This is a genomic window from Halalkalibaculum sp. DA384, assembly GCF_043951955.1.
Classification (GTDB): domain Bacteria; phylum Bacteroidota; class Rhodothermia; order Balneolales; family Balneolaceae; genus JAMQKA01.
The window spans coordinates 97977-117150 of the sequence record NZ_JBINJE010000010.1 but is presented as its reverse complement, the minus strand read 5'-3'; the positions used below and the strand labels follow the sequence as shown (position 1 = coordinate 117150).

Annotated in this window: 19 protein-coding genes; all 19 read left to right on the top strand. The window is 50.7% G+C overall.

Translation table 11 applies throughout. The annotated features are described in order from the left end of the window. Nucleotides 1-147 precede the first annotated feature (147 nt). The 19 genes from gcvT (at nucleotide 148) to ACG2E4_RS07900 (ending at nucleotide 19117) form a co-directional block, all read left to right on the top strand. The gene (gcvT, locus tag ACG2E4_RS07990; protein ID WP_395276212.1) at nucleotides 148-1251 is read left to right on the top strand and encodes a glycine cleavage system aminomethyltransferase GcvT; all 1104 of its coding nucleotides are present in this window, start codon (nucleotides 148-150) and stop codon (nucleotides 1249-1251) included. 96 nt (nucleotides 1252-1347) lie between these two features. Then, a complete protein-coding gene (locus ACG2E4_RS07985; protein ID WP_395257645.1) occupies nucleotides 1348-2085 on the top strand; it encodes a 2-phosphosulfolactate phosphatase in 738 nt (245 codons plus the stop codon). Beyond that, on the top strand, nucleotides 2072-4600 hold the full coding sequence (locus tag ACG2E4_RS07980; protein WP_395257643.1) for a DNA translocase FtsK 4TM domain-containing protein: 2529 nt from the start codon (nucleotides 2072-2074) through the stop codon (nucleotides 4598-4600). The genes ACG2E4_RS07985 and ACG2E4_RS07980 overlap by 14 nt, the downstream gene beginning before the upstream one ends. Further along, a complete protein-coding gene (locus ACG2E4_RS07975; RefSeq protein WP_395276211.1) occupies nucleotides 4584-5210 on the top strand; it encodes an outer membrane lipoprotein carrier protein LolA in 627 nt (208 codons plus the stop codon). The genes ACG2E4_RS07980 and ACG2E4_RS07975 overlap by 17 nt, the downstream gene beginning before the upstream one ends. 56 nt (nucleotides 5211-5266) lie before the next feature. Beyond that, nucleotides 5267-6298: a lysylphosphatidylglycerol synthase transmembrane domain-containing protein gene (locus tag ACG2E4_RS07970; protein ID WP_395257639.1), complete on the top strand. Its 1032-nt coding sequence runs from the start codon at nucleotides 5267-5269 to the stop codon at nucleotides 6296-6298. 143 nt (nucleotides 6299-6441) lie between these two features. Then, nucleotides 6442-8190, top strand: a complete 1749-nt coding sequence (locus ACG2E4_RS07965) for a hypothetical protein (RefSeq protein ID WP_395257637.1) — start codon at nucleotides 6442-6444, stop codon at nucleotides 8188-8190. Between the two features lies 1 nt (nucleotide 8191). Further along, nucleotides 8192-8386: an HU family DNA-binding protein gene (locus tag ACG2E4_RS07960; RefSeq protein WP_395257635.1), complete on the top strand. Its 195-nt coding sequence runs from the start codon at nucleotides 8192-8194 to the stop codon at nucleotides 8384-8386. A gap of 9 nt (nucleotides 8387-8395) precedes the next feature. Beyond that, the gene (locus tag ACG2E4_RS07955) at nucleotides 8396-9685 is read left to right on the top strand and encodes an SPOR domain-containing protein (protein WP_395276210.1); all 1290 of its coding nucleotides are present in this window, start codon (nucleotides 8396-8398) and stop codon (nucleotides 9683-9685) included. A 21-nt stretch (nucleotides 9686-9706) separates the two neighbouring features. Then, nucleotides 9707-10450, top strand: coding sequence for a MotA/TolQ/ExbB proton channel family protein (locus ACG2E4_RS07950; RefSeq protein WP_395257631.1), 744 nt, complete (start codon nucleotides 9707-9709; stop codon nucleotides 10448-10450). Between the two features lie 2 nt (nucleotides 10451-10452). Then, nucleotides 10453-10863: an ExbD/TolR family protein gene (locus ACG2E4_RS07945; protein ID WP_395257629.1), complete on the top strand. Its 411-nt coding sequence runs from the start codon at nucleotides 10453-10455 to the stop codon at nucleotides 10861-10863. A gap of 12 nt (nucleotides 10864-10875) precedes the next feature. Then, a complete protein-coding gene (locus ACG2E4_RS07940; protein ID WP_395257627.1) occupies nucleotides 10876-11691 on the top strand; it encodes an energy transducer TonB in 816 nt (271 codons plus the stop codon). A 305-nt stretch (nucleotides 11692-11996) separates the two neighbouring features. Continuing rightward, nucleotides 11997-12233 (top strand): DUF433 domain-containing protein, encoded by a 237-nt coding sequence (locus tag ACG2E4_RS07935; protein ID WP_395257625.1) that lies wholly within the window; start codon nucleotides 11997-11999, stop codon nucleotides 12231-12233. Beyond that, nucleotides 12230-12583, top strand: coding sequence for a DUF5615 family PIN-like protein (locus ACG2E4_RS07930; RefSeq protein ID WP_395276209.1), 354 nt, complete (start codon nucleotides 12230-12232; stop codon nucleotides 12581-12583). Before ACG2E4_RS07935 ends, ACG2E4_RS07930 begins: the two co-directional genes overlap by 4 nt. A gap of 147 nt (nucleotides 12584-12730) precedes the next feature. Further along, on the top strand, nucleotides 12731-13249 hold the full coding sequence (locus tag ACG2E4_RS07925; RefSeq protein ID WP_395276208.1) for a thioredoxin family protein: 519 nt from the start codon (nucleotides 12731-12733) through the stop codon (nucleotides 13247-13249). 444 nt (nucleotides 13250-13693) lie between these two features. Beyond that, complete coding sequence (locus ACG2E4_RS07920; RefSeq protein ID WP_395276207.1) at nucleotides 13694-16462, top strand: TonB-dependent receptor; 2769 nt, start codon at nucleotides 13694-13696, stop codon at nucleotides 16460-16462. Nucleotides 16463-16611: 149 nt separating this feature from the next. Then, nucleotides 16612-17631, top strand: a complete 1020-nt coding sequence (locus ACG2E4_RS07915; protein WP_395276206.1) for a phytase — start codon at nucleotides 16612-16614, stop codon at nucleotides 17629-17631. A 188-nt stretch (nucleotides 17632-17819) separates the two neighbouring features. After that, nucleotides 17820-18272, top strand: a complete 453-nt coding sequence (locus ACG2E4_RS07910) for an RrF2 family transcriptional regulator (protein ID WP_395257615.1) — start codon at nucleotides 17820-17822, stop codon at nucleotides 18270-18272. Further along, entirely contained in the window at nucleotides 18263-18427 is a 165-nt protein-coding gene (locus ACG2E4_RS07905) for a hypothetical protein (protein ID WP_395276205.1), read from the top strand. The genes ACG2E4_RS07910 and ACG2E4_RS07905 overlap by 10 nt, the downstream gene beginning before the upstream one ends. A gap of 189 nt (nucleotides 18428-18616) precedes the next feature. Further along, nucleotides 18617-19117, top strand: a complete 501-nt coding sequence (locus ACG2E4_RS07900) for a c-type cytochrome (RefSeq protein ID WP_395257613.1) — start codon at nucleotides 18617-18619, stop codon at nucleotides 19115-19117. The last annotated feature ends 57 nt before the right edge of the window (nucleotides 19118-19174 follow it).

Below are 19174 nucleotides of genomic sequence, written 5' to 3'. Positions count from 1 at the left end.
TCTGCAAGCGCTGAAAATAAGTATTGGAAAATTGTCAGGTAAGAAATCATTGTATTTCGGGCAATTTGTACAACCTCCTGTTTTTAACATGACGCGCTCATACAGCGGGAGTTTTTCAGGAGATTTTGAATTTATTAACGAACAGAGATGTCGAAACGAACTCCATTCTATACCATCCACCAGGATCTCGGGGCCCGACTGGTCGATTTTGGCGGGTACGATATGCCGGTCCGGTACGGCAGCATTACAAAAGAACACCAAGCCGTGCGAAATGGCGTAGGCCTGTTTGATGTATCTCATATGGGAGAGTTTTACGTGCATGGCCCGGAAGCATTACAGCTGGTACAGCATGTTACGATCAATGATGCGTCCCGGCTAAAGGAGAACCAGGCTCAATACTCCGCCATGTGCTATGAAGACGGCGGTATTGTGGATGACCTGCTGGTGTACAGGCTTTCCGGCGGAGACGGTTATATCCTGGTTGTCAATGCCTCGAATATTGAGAAGGATCTGCGGTGGATACGCCGGCACAACACGTTTGAAGCTGAAGTGAAAGATCAGTCGGCGGATACCTGCCTGCTGGCGGTGCAGGGACCGCAATCGGTCGAAACCCTGCAAAAACTGACGGATATCGACCTGAGCGCGATCAGTTTCTACCACTACCGGGTGGGAAAATGTGCCGGTTTTGAAGATGTCGTGTTTTCTGCCACCGGCTATACCGGCGAAAAGGGATTTGAGATCTATTTTGACCAGAACCAGGCAGAACCGGAAGCGATATGGAATTCCATAATGGAGGCGGGGGCGGAATTCGGTATCCGGCCGTGTGGACTGGGCGCGCGCGATACCCTGCGCCTGGAGATGGGCTATGCGCTGTACGGCAATGATATAACGAAAGATACCAATCCTCTAGAGGCGGGCCTGGGCTGGCTGACAAAGCCGGATAAAGGCGAGTTTATCGGCCGGACGGCACTGCAGAAAATAAAGGAGGAGGGCGTTCAGCGCAGACTGGTCGGGTTTACCGTAGAAGAAGATCGGGCCATTCCCCGTTCCGGGTACCGCATGCTGGACAGCCAGGGAAACCGGATCGGATTCGTCACAAGCGGATCGCAATCCATTACCCTGGGTATAGCTATCGGCATGGGCTATGTCGACCGCTCTTTTTCCGGTGAGGGAACAAAAGTTTTCATTGAGATAAGAAATAAGAGGGCGGAGGCCACAGTCGTCCGCCCCCCGTTTATCTCAAAGAAATAACTGAGTTGCCCGATCAAAATCGTATATTAGCCGAAGTGGGGATTCACGTTTGAATCGTCAATTTCCCTGTTGATTTAACTAATTTAATGACTCTGCATGATTAACAGTATAGATATTTGTGTTTCAGCTCTCGCATTTCAAGAAGAAGAGCTGCGCGATAAAGTGACCGTGGTAATCGATGTGCTGCGGGCGAGCTCCACCATCGTTACAGCCCTGAATAACGGGGCAAAGGGCGTTATTCCGGTGCAGGATATGGACGCCGCGGGCAAAATTTCGATCAATCTCGATTCCCCCAACTTTTTATTGTGTGGGGAAAAGGATGGCAAAAAAGTGGAAGGCTACGACCTGGGGAATTCTCCCTTTGAGTATACCGAGGAAGCCGTCAGGGATAAAACCATCATCTTTAAAACCTCCAACGGTACCAAGGCCCTGAAACGTTCTACGATGGCTAGGGAAATTTTGGTCGGCAGTTTTCTGAACCTTGAGAGCATACTGAGGCGTCTGAGAGAAGTGGAACAGGAGATCGTACTGGTCTGTGCCGGCTGGAAGGGGCGCCTGGCGCTGGAGGACCTGCTCTGTGCGGGCAATATCATTCATGAATTGTCGGGTGGAGAGCTTACCGAGGAGGCCAGCGACGGAACAAAAGTCGCTTTTGGTCTTTACGAAAAATTTGGTAATGATATAGAACAGACGCTGCGGAAATCGAACCACGCCAAGCGGTTGGATGAAATAACCCAAAACGATGATATCGGTTTTTGCAGCCGGTTAAATGCGATGGATATACTACCAACCCTGAAAGAAGGAATTATTACGGACGCCAATGGCAAAAAGTAAACAATCGGGCGCGATGGCCGGCGGAATCTCTGCCTCCCGCAAGATGGAGATCCTGGGGATTCTGATCATGGCGATAGCCACCCTCACTGGGTTGAGTATCGTCACGTACCACACCTCCGACTACGCCCTGATTCAGTCCCTCTCGTCAGATTCAATTTTTTCAGTTGATCGTGGGCCCGCCCTGCGGGTACAAAACGGGCTGGGCGTGGTGGGGGCCTACCTCTCCCACCTGTTTGTATACCGCCTTTTCGGGTATACCAGCATCATAATTCCACTCATCATAATGGGATACGGCTGGTTTGTGTTTCGGGGGCGGGAGGTTAAACAGATGCTGTGGGCCACGGTCTATGGGCTCTGGAGCATGGTGCTGCTGTCCACCATGCTGGGCTGGTTTTATAATGAATTGTCAGCCTACTCTTCGGTCTGGCCGGGGGCTTCGGGCATCGCCATGTCCAGCCTGCTGCACAATCTTACGGGCATCGGATCGATAATTATTCTGGGCGTGCTGTTCGTGGTAACCGTGCTGGTGCTGCTGGATCGCGACCTTCAAAAAACGGTGGATGCCGTCAAGGGCTGGATTGCCAATTTGCGGGAGTCGATTGAACAGCGGAAAGAAGAGCGGGCCCGGCGCAAAGCCGATAAAAAGGCGGAAAAAGAACGGCGGCAGGAGGTACAGGCCCAGCAGCAGGCGGAAAAGAAGATGAAGCAGCAGGGTAGAACCGCCTCTTCCGAAACGGATCAACAGCATGTACCGGCAGGCGGAGAACGATCGATCGATGATATTGTAGAAGCGTCTGAACAGGAGGATCTGCAGCGACGCCGGCAGGAGCAGGAGGAGATCAAGGATCTGGATCAACGCCCCCGGGCTATCCTGGACAAGAGCAAGACCGAGAAAGTGGCCGACGGGGAGATCGGGGATGAGGACGATGATGTAGAGGTTTCGGTGTTTGTGGGAGAAGGGGATGAGGAAGCCGGGGCACGCGAGCTGGATCGCAAAAATCGTGACAAGGCGAAGGAGGTTCCCGAGATAAAATACAAGTTCCCGGGTATCGATATCCTGGATGCACCACCGAACGAGGGGAACGAGGTGGATCTGGATGAGATCAAGGAAAACAAGCGGATTATCCTGGACAAGCTGAAGCGCCACAAGATAGAGATCCGCAGCATCAACGCTATCGTCGGCCCCACGGTAACACTGTATGAGCTGGATCCGGCTCCGGATGTAAAAATAAGCAAGATCGAAAGCTACGCCAATGACCTGAAGATGGCGACTGCGGCGCACGGGCTGCGCATTATTGCCCCGATCCCGGGACGTTCCGCGGTGGGCATCGAGGTACCGAACCGCAAGCGGGAGACGGTCTTTATAAAGTCGGTTATCAATACCAAGAAATTCGTGGAGACGGAAGCGGAGCTGCCGGTCGCTTTTGGAAAGACCATTGAAAACGAGGTGTTCCTGCGGGATCTGACCAAGATGCCCCACCTGCTCATCGCCGGGGCTACCGGTTCGGGCAAAACGGTGGGGATCAACACAATTATCACCTGCCTGCTCTACAAGTGCCACCCGGATAACCTGAAGTTCGTGATGATTGATCCCAAAAAAATTGAGCTTTCACTGTATCGCAATATCCAGAATCATTTCCTGGCCACGCTGCCGGGCTCCGAAGAGCCTATTACCACCGATACCGCCGACGCCCAGGAAGTGCTCGAAAGCCTGACGATGGAGATGGATGAGCGCTACGACTTGATGAAGATGGCGATGGTGCGCGACATCAAGGCGTATAATGAAAAATTTGATGCCGGCGAACTGGATGAGGAGCTCGACCACCGCCACCTGCCCTACATTGTGGTCGTTATTGACGAGCTGGCCGATCTTATGATGACGGCCGGAAAGCAGATTGAGGAGCCGATTGCGCGCCTGGCACAGTTGGCCCGGGCGGTCGGCATTCACCTGGTGGTGGCCACACAGCGGCCGTCAGTGAATGTGATTACCGGTACGATCAAGGCCAACTTCCCGGCGCGGGTGGCCTACCAGGTGGCCTCGAAAGTGGACTCCCGCACCATCCTGGATACCAGCGGCGCCGACCAGCTGATCGGGCGCGGCGACATGCTCTATACCAACGGCGGGGGCATGACCCGAATTCAGAATGCGTACGTCTCCACGGAAGAGGTGGAACGGATTACCGCTTTTATTGGAAATCAAAAAGGATACAAGGAACCGTACCACCTGCCCGTTATCGAAGACGAAACCGGCGGTGATATCCCCGATCCGCTTGATGACATCGATGAACTGTTTGAAGCGGCGGCCAAAGTAGTGGTCATCCATCAGCAGGGTTCGGTGTCGCTGTTGCAGCGCAAGCTCAAGATCGGCTACAACCGGGCGGGGCGCATTATCGATCAGCTCTATAACGCCGGTGTCGTGGGACCGTACCAGGGCAGTACTGCCCGCGATGTGCTGGTATCGGACGAAGAGGAATTGGAACACGTGTTAGATGAACTGGATGAATTTGATAGATAAATGGTTGCTGCTTCTGTTAACAGGTCTGCTGCTGTCGCTTGGCGCGACAGCCACGCAGGCACAGGAAACCCCTTTTGACCGGTTGATCGGCAAGTTTAACGAGGGAGTGGTTTTCAAGTCGGAGTTTAATCACCAGTATATAGATTCTTATACCGGAGATACGGTGGAAACGAGCGGTACGATCTGGGTGGGGGAAAACAAGTACAAGGTGCAGAACAACCAGCAGTCCGTAGTCGTAGACGGGGAAACCTCCCGGGTCTATGACAAGAACCGGAACCGGGTTATCGTAAGCACGTATGAAGCGGAGGAAGATGACTTTGCCCCTTCCCGCTTCCTCAACGGCGCCGACACGACCTACACGGTGGAGAACCAGCAGGAAAAAGAGAGCCAGACACTCATTACGCTGGCATCGGCTGACCCGTTTTCAGTATTCCAACAGGTGGAAATTACCCTGGCGGGAGACTTGACTCCACGCAGAGTATTTGCCCGCGACCAGGCAGATAACTTAATTACGACCACGTTTGGTGCAGGCTCGTTTATTCAGCAGGAACCGGGACTTTTTGTGCTGGATTACCCGAAACAGGCCGAAATAATCGACATGCGAAATTAGCAATCTTACCCAAAATTCCGTTAACCAGTTAGTCCAAAGGAAGCACCGATAACCTGATGTTAAAAAAAGGTCTGAAAATTGGGGGAACTATTGCTGTCGGCGGGGTATTCCTCTGGCTGGCATTTCGCAATGTCGTATTCAGCGAAGTATGGGAGTACGCGCGCCAGATCAGCTTTGGATGGGTGCTCCCGTTTGTCATCGTGGCAATTATCAGTCACTACCTGAGAGCCGAGCGCTGGAAACTGCTGATCGAACACGATAAAAAAGACCTGGACCGGTTCACTCTTTTTTCCGGGGTGATGGCGGGTTACATGCTGAACCTTGTGTTCCCACGGCTGGGAGAGGTGACGCGGCCGGTATATGTAGCAAAGCGGGAGGACCTGAGCTCTTCAAAACTGATCGGTACCATTGTGCTGGAACGCGCAATTGACCTGGGGGTGATGGCGTTTCTTATGTTCATTGTTTCGGTGTACCTGGTGACCGACCTATCGCTGCTAAGCCAGATTTTCGGCCGGCAGACGGTTGACTTCTTCAGCGGTGGCATGACCCTGGAAACGGTAATCGGGTTGCTCCTGGCGGGGGGCGTGGTCCTTGGACTGCTGCTGCTCGCCTGGAAAATGCTGGTGGCGCTGGCAGAAAAGTTTGAATGGCTCGGGTACTGGGTGCTGCGCCTCCGCAGGCTGTTCCGGATGTTTTGGGAGGGGCTCGCCGCTGCACGTGAGGTGGAGCGCTGGTGGCTTTTTGTGCTCCTGACCGGCCTGATCTGGGTCGGGTATACGCTCATGTCCTATATCCCGTTCTGGATGTTTGACATGCAGACAACATTTGATCTCTCACTGCTGGATGCCCTGGTCATTACCGTCATCTCGGCGATCGGGATCGCGATACCATCGCCCGGAGGGGTGGGAACCTACCATTATTTTGTAAAGCAGACGCTGCTCATTTTATTTGCAGTTCCGGCAGTTACAGGTATCGCCTATGCCACTGTCACCCATGCCGCCATGGTGCTGATGGTCAGCACTCTGACCCCGATTCTCCTGGCTGTTGACAAGTTCAGGGCCACAAAGCAGGGCAAGCCCGTTGTATAAAACGTCCAGACCCTGAAGGGTTTTGAGAAGTGTGCTCTGCGTGTTCAAAACTGCCGGGAAACAGAAACGTCACCAATAAGTAAGAATAGTTGGCGTTTATATCACTCTGTGCCTTAATCCTTGAAGAAAAATTAGTACCTTTGATGCAAACTGAACCAAACCATAAAGGCAATATGAAGCGGCTGGGTTTATCATTTTTGTTCCTGTTTTCATGCACCGCCTTGCTGAGTGTGTCTGATCTTTACGCTCAGCAGGGGGATGCCCAAAGCAATCTTCTCCCGGAAATCGATCCCCAGGATATTGAAATTCGGAGTGAGTTTACGGCGCGGTTCCCGGGATTGCGACGCCAGCCCATCCTGGGATTCAATCCGGAACCCAGCGTGTACCAGGTGGATCCGAACCGGCAGCCGTTTATGGAAACGGATGAAGAGGTCGTGGCCAACCTGCCGATTACCGACCTGAGCCGCCCCGCCCCTCCCGCCTACGATCCGTTGCACTACGAGGAGGAAATTCGTGCATTCGGCAGGGCGGGAGCAGGAAGCTTTGTAAGTCCGGAGCTGGAGTTCTGGGGATTCAACCGGTTCTCGCAAACGAGTTACGCCAGCGGGCGATTGGATTACCACTCCTCGGACGGTCACCTGGATACGGAAAACAGCAGTTTCCGCTTTTTTGATGCTGACGCTGAATACGCCACGAAAATTAACAGCAACACCTCTCTCAAGCTGTTGGGAGGCGCCGAAAGCAGCTTTAACCGGCTTTTCCAGCTGGATAATCTGAATACCCTGTTGGTGGATGTCCCCCCGGGTCCCAGGAAAAAATACACCGGGGTCAATGCGGGAGCGGCGCTGGACCAATATAAAAACTCCATCGAGGGCTGGAATGCCGACATTGGAGTCCGCTGGTTCGATATGACGATGGAAGCGGGTGATATCGGAGGTAGTGCTGCAGAGACGGTCTTCTCCGGAGATTTTGAGAAAGAATGGGCGGGCAGCCGTCTCCAGGAAACATACGGGCTGTATGCCTCGGGCAGGGGAGGCAGTTATAATCTCAGATCCCAGGGCAACAACAACTGGCTGACGCTGCAGGCGGGAGGCCAGTATAGCCGCCTGTTGGACTACAGCACACAGGTAGATGCCGGTGCCGGTGCCGTTTATACCTCAAACCCTTTCGAGGATAAAGTCTATCCCGGCTTCTCGCTGAGTATCAAGCACTGGATCGGGGATAATCTGACGATTTCCGGCCAGCTTTCCGGGAGTCCCAAAGTTCAAACGATTGAGAATCTGCACAACCTGAACCGGTTTCTGAATCATCAGACTCCACTGCGTCACACATACAGGACGGAGGCGGGCGGCAGCATTAACCTGGAGTACCTGCCCGGCAGTTCCATGTATGCCCGGGTGGGATACATGCAGGCTCAGCATTACGCCTATTTTGGACGGAGCGCGCTTCCCAGCAGTAACCAAAGCGGGTACTATCGCATCAATTATATGGATGCCAACAAGGTCACGGGCGAAGTTGGAGCGACCCACCAGCTGGTGCCTGAAAAGTTCTGGATCGATGCCAGGGTATATGTCCAGCAGCCAAAACTGAGTAACGGCAATGATATCCCGTTCGAGGAATCCTGGGGAGTCAATTCGGGAGCATCGGCCAAGTTTTTTGAAAAATTAAGGATTGAGGCGTGGGCTGATTATGTCAGTGAAAGAACGGCTCTTTCCGGCACCACACTGGGAGGATTTTTCATGCTCGGTGGACAGGTCGACATTCAGATTACCGACCGTATCGGGGTGTATGCCAAAATGAAGAACCTGCTGAGCCAGGAATACGAAATTTGGGATGGATACGAAGAGCGTCCTTTTCAGGCCTATGGAGGGGTAACCATAAAGCTGGACTAAGATGAAGAAAGAATTTCTCGACGCTTTTGCCGATATTGTTCGCGATCAGGTAGCCAGGAAAAATGAGATACAGATCAGGGGGCTGGGCACATTTAAACAGATACATTTAAAACAGAGACAGCAGCAGCACGCAAATGGGCAGGTGGTGATGGTACCACCCAGGGATGTGATCACGTTTATTCCGGACAAAGGTTAGATTAGGGGTATGAAAATAAACAGAGAACAACTGGTTGAGCTACTGGCACAAAAAACAGGAATGTCGACCGAACAGGCCGAAGAGCAGCTTGTTGAACTGATCAGCCGGATTCACAAGGTCGCAGAACAGGAGGAAGGATTTGAAATAGAAAAATTCGGTCGGTTCCTTACAAAGGAGGGGGAGCTGACATTTGAACCGTCGGAGGAACTCCGGACGGAGATCAACAACAAATATGCGGGCATGAAGCCGATCGAGCTGATCGGGGCCTACGAAGAGCCTGAAGAGATGACCGGTCCCGCCACCCCATCCGCAGAGAAAGAGGAGGATGAGGTTGACGACCGGAAGACGGCCGAAGAGTACCAGGAAAGCGAGGTCTGGCCCGAGGATGAAGACATCTGGGGCTGGGAGGATGAAGAACAGTCTCCCGAATCCACGGCGGAAGAGGAGAGCGATTCTGAACCCGATGCCGAAATACAGGGGGAAGAGGAGCCGGCGGCTGATGAAACAACAGGCGATCCCGGCCAGCAAAAGCCAAAGGAGTCCGGGAAAGAGCCGATGCTGGATGAGCGGGAGGAACCCCGGGAAGTGAAGAAGCCTGTTCCTGTACCCGAAGAGAAACCGGAGTCGACAAAAAAGGTGACAGCCAACGGAGCGGGAGAGCAAAAAAAGAGCGACGAGACCGCATCATTTGTAATGATTGCCGCCGCCTCCGTCATTTTTGTTGCCATAGCAGTTTGGCTGGTGTATAATATGGCAGGGACATCTGAGCCAGACTCTTCCCGGAATATGAGCAATGATTCGGGGGTGGCAGCGGTGACCCAGCAGAATGGTTCGGTGGAACCGGAAACGGAAAATGGGTCTGCCGGAGAAGGCAACGACCGGGAACCGGATGCCGGTTCCGAAACGGCGAGTCGGCAAGAACCACCGCAAGACAGCCCCGAAGCCGGGCAAGAGTCGGAACATTCGGAACCTGAAACGGCGAATGAAGTAGCAAGTGATGATGGAGACGATTCGGCGGCCAGTTCCGTTTATGGTCTGACGGGCAAGCTGAATAAAAAAGCGAATGATGGGTACACCATTGTCGTCCACTCAATGCAAAACCAGAAAAATGCGCGAGAAATATATCACAATATGCGTCAGGAGGGATACCGGACCATACTGGTATCCGCCATCGTAAATGGCGAAAAATACTGGCGAATTGGGCTGGGCCAGTTCAAGACGATCGCTGATGCGCAGGAAACTGCTCAAAAGCTGCCCGGTTCACTAAGCAACAACTTTTTTATTAAACGTATTAGGTAACAAACGAAAACCTTTTTGTATATGTACGCTATCTTATTTTTTCTGATCCAACAAGTTGATACCACAGGTGCCGCCCAGGATACAGCCGGCGTGGCACTGCAGCAACAATCGATGTCAATTTTTGACCTGCTCGTCGAAGGCGGAATTCTGATGATTCCGCTGTTCATACTTTCAGTGCTGGCGGTATATGTCATCGCTGAACGGTGGCGGTCGCTCAACAACTCCCGCATGGAGATCGACAAGTTCCTCCGCACTATTGAAAGCATGCTCAAGGATGGCGACCGCCAGCGGGCATTGACCTACTGCGACGGTATCGACAAACCGCTTGCGCGTATTTTGAAAGCGGGAATACGTCGCCTGGGTCGCCCCATTCGTGATATTGAGGATGTGATCCATAATGCCGGCAAAAAAGAGATCTTTCACCTGGAGAAACGGATGAACTGGCTGGCCACTATCGCCGGTGTGGCGCCCCTGGTTGGCTTTACGGGTACGGTAACCGGTATGATTGAGGCATTTATGGATATTCAGGCGCTGCAGGGAAATGTAAATCCCAGCGTGCTGGCCGGTGGAATATGGGAGGCCCTGATTACCACGGCCACCGGTCTTATTGTGGGTATTTTTGCCTATGGATTTTACAACTTTTTATTGGGCAAGATTAACAGGATGGTGCACGAGCTCGAGAATGCATCTTCTGACTTTATTGAGATGCTGCAGACTCCATCCCGGAAGAAAGATGCCGAAAAAGAACATAAAGGAGTGATGTAACAATGGATTTTAGAAAAGATGATGACCGCCTGGAGCCGCTTACACTGTTTTCACAGTCGTCACTGACCGATATTGTACTGCTCCTGCTTATCTTTTTTCTGCTTACATCGTCGTTTGTGACCAACTACGGCATCAAGGTGGAAATTCCAAAAGCGGAGACGGGCGCTGAAACCCAGACCCAGTACATAACAGTGACTGTTACCCAGGATGGCAAATTCTTTGTTGACGGTGAACCGGCCAGTACCGGAATGCTGGCCTCCGCCATTCGGGAAGCCCGGAATAACAAACCGCAGGGCACTCTCGTTTTACGGGCTGACAAGGACGCTATTATCGATAATGCGGTGCGGGTGATGAATATTGCCAAAGCACTAGACCTGCGTATAATCATGGCAACGGAACGAGGGTCCAGTTAGACTAGCATGATATTGGAAAAGATAAAAGAAGAGGATCGATTTGCCCTGACGGTAACGGGAGGGCTGCATCTTGTGCTTCTGATCTTCTTTTTGCTTTATACATTCAGCATTAATCAAAATCTGCGTCCCTCGTTTATCGAGGTTGAATTTGGAGAGTTTCGCACCGGAACGCAGGCTGAGTATGCCGAGGAACAGGCCGAACAGGTCGCCACGCGCCCGGATCCTTCCGAAACGGAGCCTGAAGAGCCGCAGCCGGAACAAACCCAGCCCGAGGAACAGCAGGAGGCCACCACCGAAGAGACCACCAAGCCGGTAGATGCCCCCGACCAGGAACAGGAGATCCAGGAAGAGGAACTGGAGACTCCGGATACCGACAAGGTTGAACCGCAGGAGGAAACGGCCCAGGAACAGCAGGAGGAGGTTACGGTCCCACCCAAAACGGAACAGGCAGAAACCGTTGAGGAAGGGGCGGAAACCAGCGGCGACCAGGAGGGAGCCGAGGGACAGATGGATGCCGACCAGGGAACCGGCACCGATACGGAAAAATCGTCTCCCTACAACCTGAGTTTTGAAGGCAATATCAACAGGGCGCCCATGGTACAGCCGCTGCCGGACAATGTGGCGGATTCGGAAGCCACGATTACCATACGTTTTGAGGTAAGACCGGATGGAACAATCGGGCGCATTATCCCCCTGAAAAAAATGAACGCCGAGCTCGAGCGCGAAGTGATCCGCACCCTCCGCAGCTGGCGCTTCTCGCGGCTGCCCGCAGGCGTGCCGCAGCAGAACCAGTGGGGAACCATTACCTTCCGGTTTGTACTGCAGTAGCCGGCGTTTTATCCATTCCTTTTGTGTAGTCGAAGACTTGTGATGGGCAGGAACCGATTTTGCACAGTGGAAATGCACAGTTCATCGCAGCTATTAAGTGAACCACAGTTCTAAATTGACACCCAGAATATGAACCGTGATTTATATGATCAGGGATGCCTCTCATATTATTTGCAGGTCAATTTTTATATGCTACCCTTGTTGGTATAATTAGAGGTTAGCTGTCCTCACAAAAAGGCACCAAATTACTTGAGGTTGTCAATCGTTATTTGATTGTGTATTATCAGAAAAAACAGGTTATAGTTATGAGTCAAAAACTCTTAAATAGAATTACCAAAAAACCGGATATTTGCCATGGTAAACCGACAATTCGTGGACTGCGTTATCCAGTCGATTCGATGTTGGATCTGATGGCATCAGGCATGAGTAGTGAAGAAATACTTGAAGATTATCCGGATTTAGAAAAAGAAGATCTGTTGGCATGCTTGGAATATGCTGCTCGACTTACCCAAACTAAAAAGTCGCAAAAAATAGTTCATTGAAAGTTTTAGTAGATGCTCAGCTACCACGACGGTTAGCCCGGTTTTTATCCACTAAAGATATTGACAGCAAGCATACTCTTGAATTACCACAAAAAAATGCTACTTCAGACCAAGAGATAATTGAAGTTGCCGACCGAGAGAATAGAATTGTGATTTCAAAAGACAGTGATTTTTTGGATAACTATATTTTGGAAGGTCATCCACAGAAACTGTTGGTTGTCTCGACCGGAAATATTAACAATAATGACTTAATTCGTCTATTCCAGCAAAATATTGAAACATTGCGGTCTCTATTCGAAGAAAATACAGTCATAGAAATTGACGAAGATGAAATTCAGGTTCATTATTAACCGGCCAGCTAACTCCATATAAAGAGGATATATCTCTCCAATTCCCTGCCGCTCCTGGTTATAAAACTCATCTTTCATTAGTTGCCATTCAGCAGCAGGCCGGTTATGCGCAAGGTTGTCATACGCACTCAAATAAATTCAACATTCATGCTAACCCAGCTAAATCAACTTGAAGATTGGTTAACCGATAATAAATCCAGGAACTATCTGCTTCCATTGAGAGTTGCCGGACATCTTTTCCTGTTTCTCATACTGATGATCAGCAATGTATTTGCCATCATCCGCTGGCCGCTGGCTTCGGTGAAGCGAAAAATCACCCGTGGAAAAACCCATTCCCGAAACCAGGTGCGGGAAAGCGCCGTAAATGAGGTTGATGCACGCGAATTGGAGCAAATTCTGCAAAGACAGGAGTTGGTACTTGTCGACTTTTGGGCAGAATGGTGCGGACCCTGTATTATGATGAATAAGTCCTTGAAAAGATTGGCAGAATCTGAAAATGTGGGCTGTACTGTTGTTAAAATAGATACTGTAAAGCATAAAAGAGTGGCGGAGAAATATAATGTTAAAGGATTACCAACACTGCTACTAATTAGAAACAATGAGGAGATAAAAAGATATGCTGGAGCTTTATCCTATCAGGAATTAATGGAATTCGTCCAAAAATAAATTACTCAATGACTCCTCAAAAGGTCAGCCAATTAGCAGACTAGCCATCTCCTTTTAATCTGAACCTGCAGATATAAAAACGTCAACTCGGGATAAGAATGTCCAATAACATTTATTTTATTACTGCAACACGGTTTTATTGACAAGAAAGTGCTGGCTCTGCCAAATTATTGAACCGAGCTGACGTTAAATAAATTTCTCTAAATCGAGTTAGTCCCTTCGCAGGTACTGGTTTATTATCTTTGAAGATTAAGAATCAGTGGATTGAATCGATCATCCGAATACCACCATTTACCCTGTCTCCTCAAAGATCTGTTTAGAGCTGCACCCTTTCTTAACACTGAGTTCATTGAACTATTACACACCCATAACATTCTGTAAATACTAAGGGCACAAGTGATTTGTATCCTCCTTTCAATTTAATTTTGAAAAACGAAGGATAAAATGTACAGATTACTACAATTAATAATTTTTAGTGCCCTTTTAGTTTTGGGAATATCTTTTTCAGGGTATGCCCAGGATGGAGAAATACGAGGAGAAGTGTTGGACGAGAGAAGAGGTGAGGCCCTGCCGGGTGCCAATATAAAACTGGAAGGCACTTCTAAAGGGACGAGTACCGACCGGGATGGCCGATTCGTTTTTCGCGGCCTTAACCCGGGTTCATACACTATTGTTGCCAGTTATCTGGGATACGAAACACAGCAGATAGACGTCGAAGTCAAAGCTGGTGAAATGACCGACCTGGAGATCGCCCTGACCGACAACTTTGTGGAGCTGGACGGTATTATGGTCAACGGCGTAAGGGAAGGGCAATCCAGGGCGCTGAGCCGGCAGAAAGAGGCGATGAATATTAAAAATATCATCGATGCCGAGCTGATATCCACGTTTCCGGATCCAAATGTGGGGGAATCGCTAAAGCGCATTCCCGGCATCAACATCCAGAGTGACCAGGGCGAAGCGCGGTACGTGCAGATCCGCGGCACCAGCCCCAGTTTGAGTAATATCAGCATCAACGGCGAACAGATAGCCGCCCCCGAGGGTGACGGCCGCTCCATCGCACTCGATATGATCCCCTCTGACGTACTTGGGAGCATCGAGGTAACCAAAGCCATTACACCGGATATGGACGGCGATGCCATAGGCGGTTCGGTCAACCTGGAAACCAAGTCGGCGATCTCCGCAAACAGGCTGCTGAACATCACGGCCAACGGCGGATACCACAATAATGTGAGTGATCTCACCCCGTTCGGAGGGAGGGGATCAATAAATTACGGCCAGCGCGTGGGCGACGATAACCAGTTTGGCTACATGATCGGCGCCAATTACAACAAGTTTTCGCTCGGTTCAGATAACAATGAGATGGCATATGATGAAGGCGCGATCGAGGAGATGGAACTGCGCGATTACGAACTCACACGCGAGCGTTTCGGAACCACGGCCAATTTCGATTATCGTTTTAACAGGGATTCCAAACTCTTCCTGAATACCAGTTACAACTACTTCGCCGACCAGGAATACCGGCGTTTGCTGGGCATGGCGGCCGATGAGGTCTATAGAGAATTTAAAGACCGGCTGGAACAACAGCAGATTTTCAGTGTATCGACGGGTGGTGAGCATCTACTGGGTAGCGACCTGGTGCTAGACTACGGGCTCTCCTACTCCTACTCCGACCAGGATACCCCAAGCGACCGCGAAATTATTTTTGCCCAGGCGTTTGAGGATCAAAGCGGAGATGATATCGAGTTTATCCGTTTTGACGACACCGATCCTGACTACCCGCAGTTTTCCACTACCGCGCAGGCCCCGTCAGCCGCCGGCGTGTATAACTACGGGTCTTTTGAGTTCGATGAATTCGGCGACGCCTCCGAGCTAACCACCGACCAGCATATTACCACCCGGTTGAATGTAGCACGGGAGTTCACGCTTTCCCCGGGGATTTCAGGATCCGTAAAACTCGGTGGGCTGGGTAGGTTCAAAAGCAAAGATCGGGTACTTACCGAGAATATTTATGGCGATTATAACGGGAACACCACCTACCAGGAGATCCTCGGGAATTTCGAAGACAGTGACTACCTGGCTGGTAATTATGCCGGCGGCATCGGCTTATTCACCTCCGGCAACAGGATGAATGCGCTTTTCGATAATAACCGGTCGGATTTTGAGCTCGATCAGGAGGACACCATTGAATCATCCAACGCTGAAGATTACAATGCCACGGAAGATACCTACGCCGGATATGTAATGACCGACATGGATTTCGGGAGATTTAATGCTCTTCTCGGGGCAAGATACGAGCACCTGGCCACGGAATACGAAGGGAATATTATTGAGTACGATCAAAATGAAGAGTTGGTTCAGCCAATTCCATCGGTAAGCGAACAAAATAGTTCTGATTTTATTCTTCCCATGGTGCATCTGAAGTATGACCTGCAGGATAAAGCCAACCTGCGCCTGGCCTGGACCAACACCTATGCCAAGCCCAACTACTTTGACCTGGTTCCGTACCAGATCGTCTCCCGGCCGGACGAAGAGATTGAGCTCGGTAACCCGGACCTGGAACCGGCGCGGTCCATGAATGTGGACCTGATGGGAGAGTATTATTTCAGCAACATCGGGATCCTCTCCGCCGGCGCGTTTTATAAGAAGATCGACAACTTTATTTACACGGCGTTGTTTGACCTGCAGCACCCCAACTCTCCCTATGATGGTTTCGAGGCAGAACAGCCGATCAACGGCGACGATGCCGACTTGATCGGCTTTGAGCTGGCCCTGCAGCGTCAGCTTACCTTTTTACCAGGCTTTGCCAGCGGATTCGGAATTTATGCAAATTACACCTACACCTGGTCAGAGGCCCGCCTGACAACCAAAGGCGGAAACGCGCGGACTGTTTCGCTGCCCGGACAGGCCGCTGATGTGGCCAATATTGCGCTTTCGTACGAAAAGTACGGGTTCAGCGGAAGAGTGTCGCTCAACTACAGCGGTGAATTTGTGGATGAAATCCGGGAAGTCAGTAGCGACGATCGGTACTACGATAAACGCACCCAGATCGACCTGTCGCTGAGCCAGCAGGTAACACCCAGCGTCCGGGTGTTTGCCGATCTCGTCAACTTGACCAATGAGCCACTTCGTTATTACAACGGCATTCCCACCCGGCCTGAGCAACAGGAGTTTTACTCATTCCAGGGTAAACTTGGCGTGAAATTAAGCCTGTAACGAATGTAATTTATACCTGCATCCAGGCATGAGGCATGTATCGGGTGCAGGTATTTCATTTTTCATAAAGTTTTATACCCTCATATCGTATGCATCTTTTTTCAACTTATATTTGTCGATCTCTTTTTCTAATCACGCTTTTTATTGCGGTGGCTTGCGAACAGCCGGACAGCAAGAGTCAGGAATCCTCCAATACCGTTGTAATAAAAGAGGCATTTCATACTGACCGCGACGAAGGCGACAATGTGGACAGTCCTGCCGTCTGGCACGGACCCGACGGGCAGCATTGGCTGCTGGCCACCGCCAAGGAGGGTGATACGATTATCGCGTTCGATGCCACCGACGGCTCCCTCATCAAACGGTTTGGCGGCAGTGGCGCCGGCGCGGGTCAGTTTGAGCGCCCCAACGGCATTGCGGTTATCGACGATTTGGTATTAGTCGTAGAGCGTGACAACCAGCGGATACAGCTGTTCAGCCTGCCGGAGTTTGAATCCCTGGGTTCCATGACGCATGAGGACCTGCGCCTTCCGTACGGGCTGACGGTCTTCCAAAACGATCAGCAGCAGTACGAGCTGTATGTGACCGACAACTACAATCCCGCTCTCGAGGGATATCCCCCGCAGGGCGAGCTGGATGAGCGAGTCCACCACTTCCGGTTCAGCCTGGCTGGTGATTCGCTGCAAGCTGAGCACATGAACTTGTTTGGAGATATTACGGGTGAAGGCGTTCTCCACAAAGTGGAGTCCATTTTTGCGGATCCCGTTCACAACCGCCTGTTAATCGCCGATGAAGCCTTTGACCAGCGTAGCGTAAAAGTGTATGACCTGGAGGGCAACTTTACCGGCGAACTGATCTCTGATCTATATTTTACCAGCGAGCCGGAAGGCATCGCCCTGTACACCTGCGAAGATGGCAGCGGCTACTGGATTATGACCGATCAGCATGAGTCGCCAGAAAACAAGTTCCAGGTCTTTGAACGGCAATCGCTTGATTATATCGGCACCTTTAAAGGCGAAATCACCCGTAATACGGATGGCATCTGGTTGACCCAGCAGTCGTTTGGGGACTTTCCACAGGGCGCCTTCTATCCCGTTCATGATGATGGAAGCGTTACGGCCATAGACTGGCAGCAGGTGACCAGCCAGCTCGGGCTTTCCTACTGTGATTGAGGCTCTTATGTAAAAAAATGATCTCCTTCCACGAGCGGCGTAGTACCGATGTGCCGTCATATCTAAGTTCCGGAAGCCGCGGGTCCCTGGCCACGTTTTGTGGATGAGAAAGAAAGCGTAAAAATATATTGACTATTGCAGGATAGCTATTTAATTTAAGACAAAATACTCTTAAATATGTTGAAATTATGCTGCTATCCAAATCATGCGTGTACGGGCTAAGAGCAGCCCTCTATTTGGCTTCCCACGACAACGGGAAGTATATATCAATCGGGGAGATGAGCGAAAAGCTGGATATCTCGTTCCATTTCCTGACCAAAACCCTGCAACAGCTTTCGGCAGCGGAGCTTATGGAGTCCTATAAAGGCCCAAATGGGGGAATAAAGCTTGCAAAGCCGGGGGATGAGATAACGTTACTGGAAATTGTGGTGGCCATTGATGGATCGGAGCTTCTTACCGAATGCGCTCTCGGGCTGCCCGGTTGCGGGGTCCAAAAACCCTGTCCGCTGCATGACTCCTGGTCAGAGACCCGCGGGGCGGTAAAAAATATGCTGGAGGAAACCACGCTTACAAATCTGGCTGATAAAGGCAAGAAAATGAATCTGCGTTTAACACCTGAAGGAGGTGCCGTATGGGACTGACGCGAGATTTATGCCGGCCAGTTGAAGATACGGCACAACCAGGTGTGGCTGGTGAAATATTCTTAGCAACCGTTTTTGATAGACACGAGAAAACTTCAAGCATGCGGACTGTTGCAAAAATGCAAGAGATGGCTGTTTCACCTATTGCATTATAACAAGATTCGCAGAATGGAGCTGCCTGTTCAAATTATAAAAAGATTTCAGTTCCCGGCGATACCTCCTTAGAAAGCAGTTTTATCAACTAAAAAAAGAGAATACGATGGAAATACAGGTATAAACGATTTCTGGCATAAACATTGTATCCTTAATAATAAAGACAAAATACTCTTAAAAATTTAATAGCGATGAAAATCAACAGCATGATCCCGTTCAAACCATCTTTTGGTCTTTTAATCCTGGCAGTTGCATTTGTGGCAATGGGCTGCGGCGGACAGAACTCCGAGGCAAATGGAAATAGCAATAGTGATTCCGGTAACAGCGATACGGAACTCACCGATTTTGAGATGACCAACGGCATTGGCCCGGTTAAGGAGGAGATAACCATCCAGGAAGTAGACCCGGAACTGGCCGAGAAAGGGGCCGAAATATTTGATGTCAAGTGTTCGGCCTGCCACAAAATGGATGAACGCTACGTGGGGCCCCCGCTTGGCGGAATCCTCAATTCCCGGACGCCGGCCTTCGTGATGAATATGATCCTGAATCCCGATGAGATGGTAGAAAAGCACCCGATTCCGAAAGCGTTGTTCAGGGAATACTTGACGCCCATGCCGAATCAGCAACTGAGCAGGGAGGAAGCCCGGGCCGTTGTCGAATATTTCGCATCCGAGATGGAAAACACCAACTAACAATCCATACTAATCAACAAAACGAGATAGTACTATGAAAAAATCAACTCCACATAT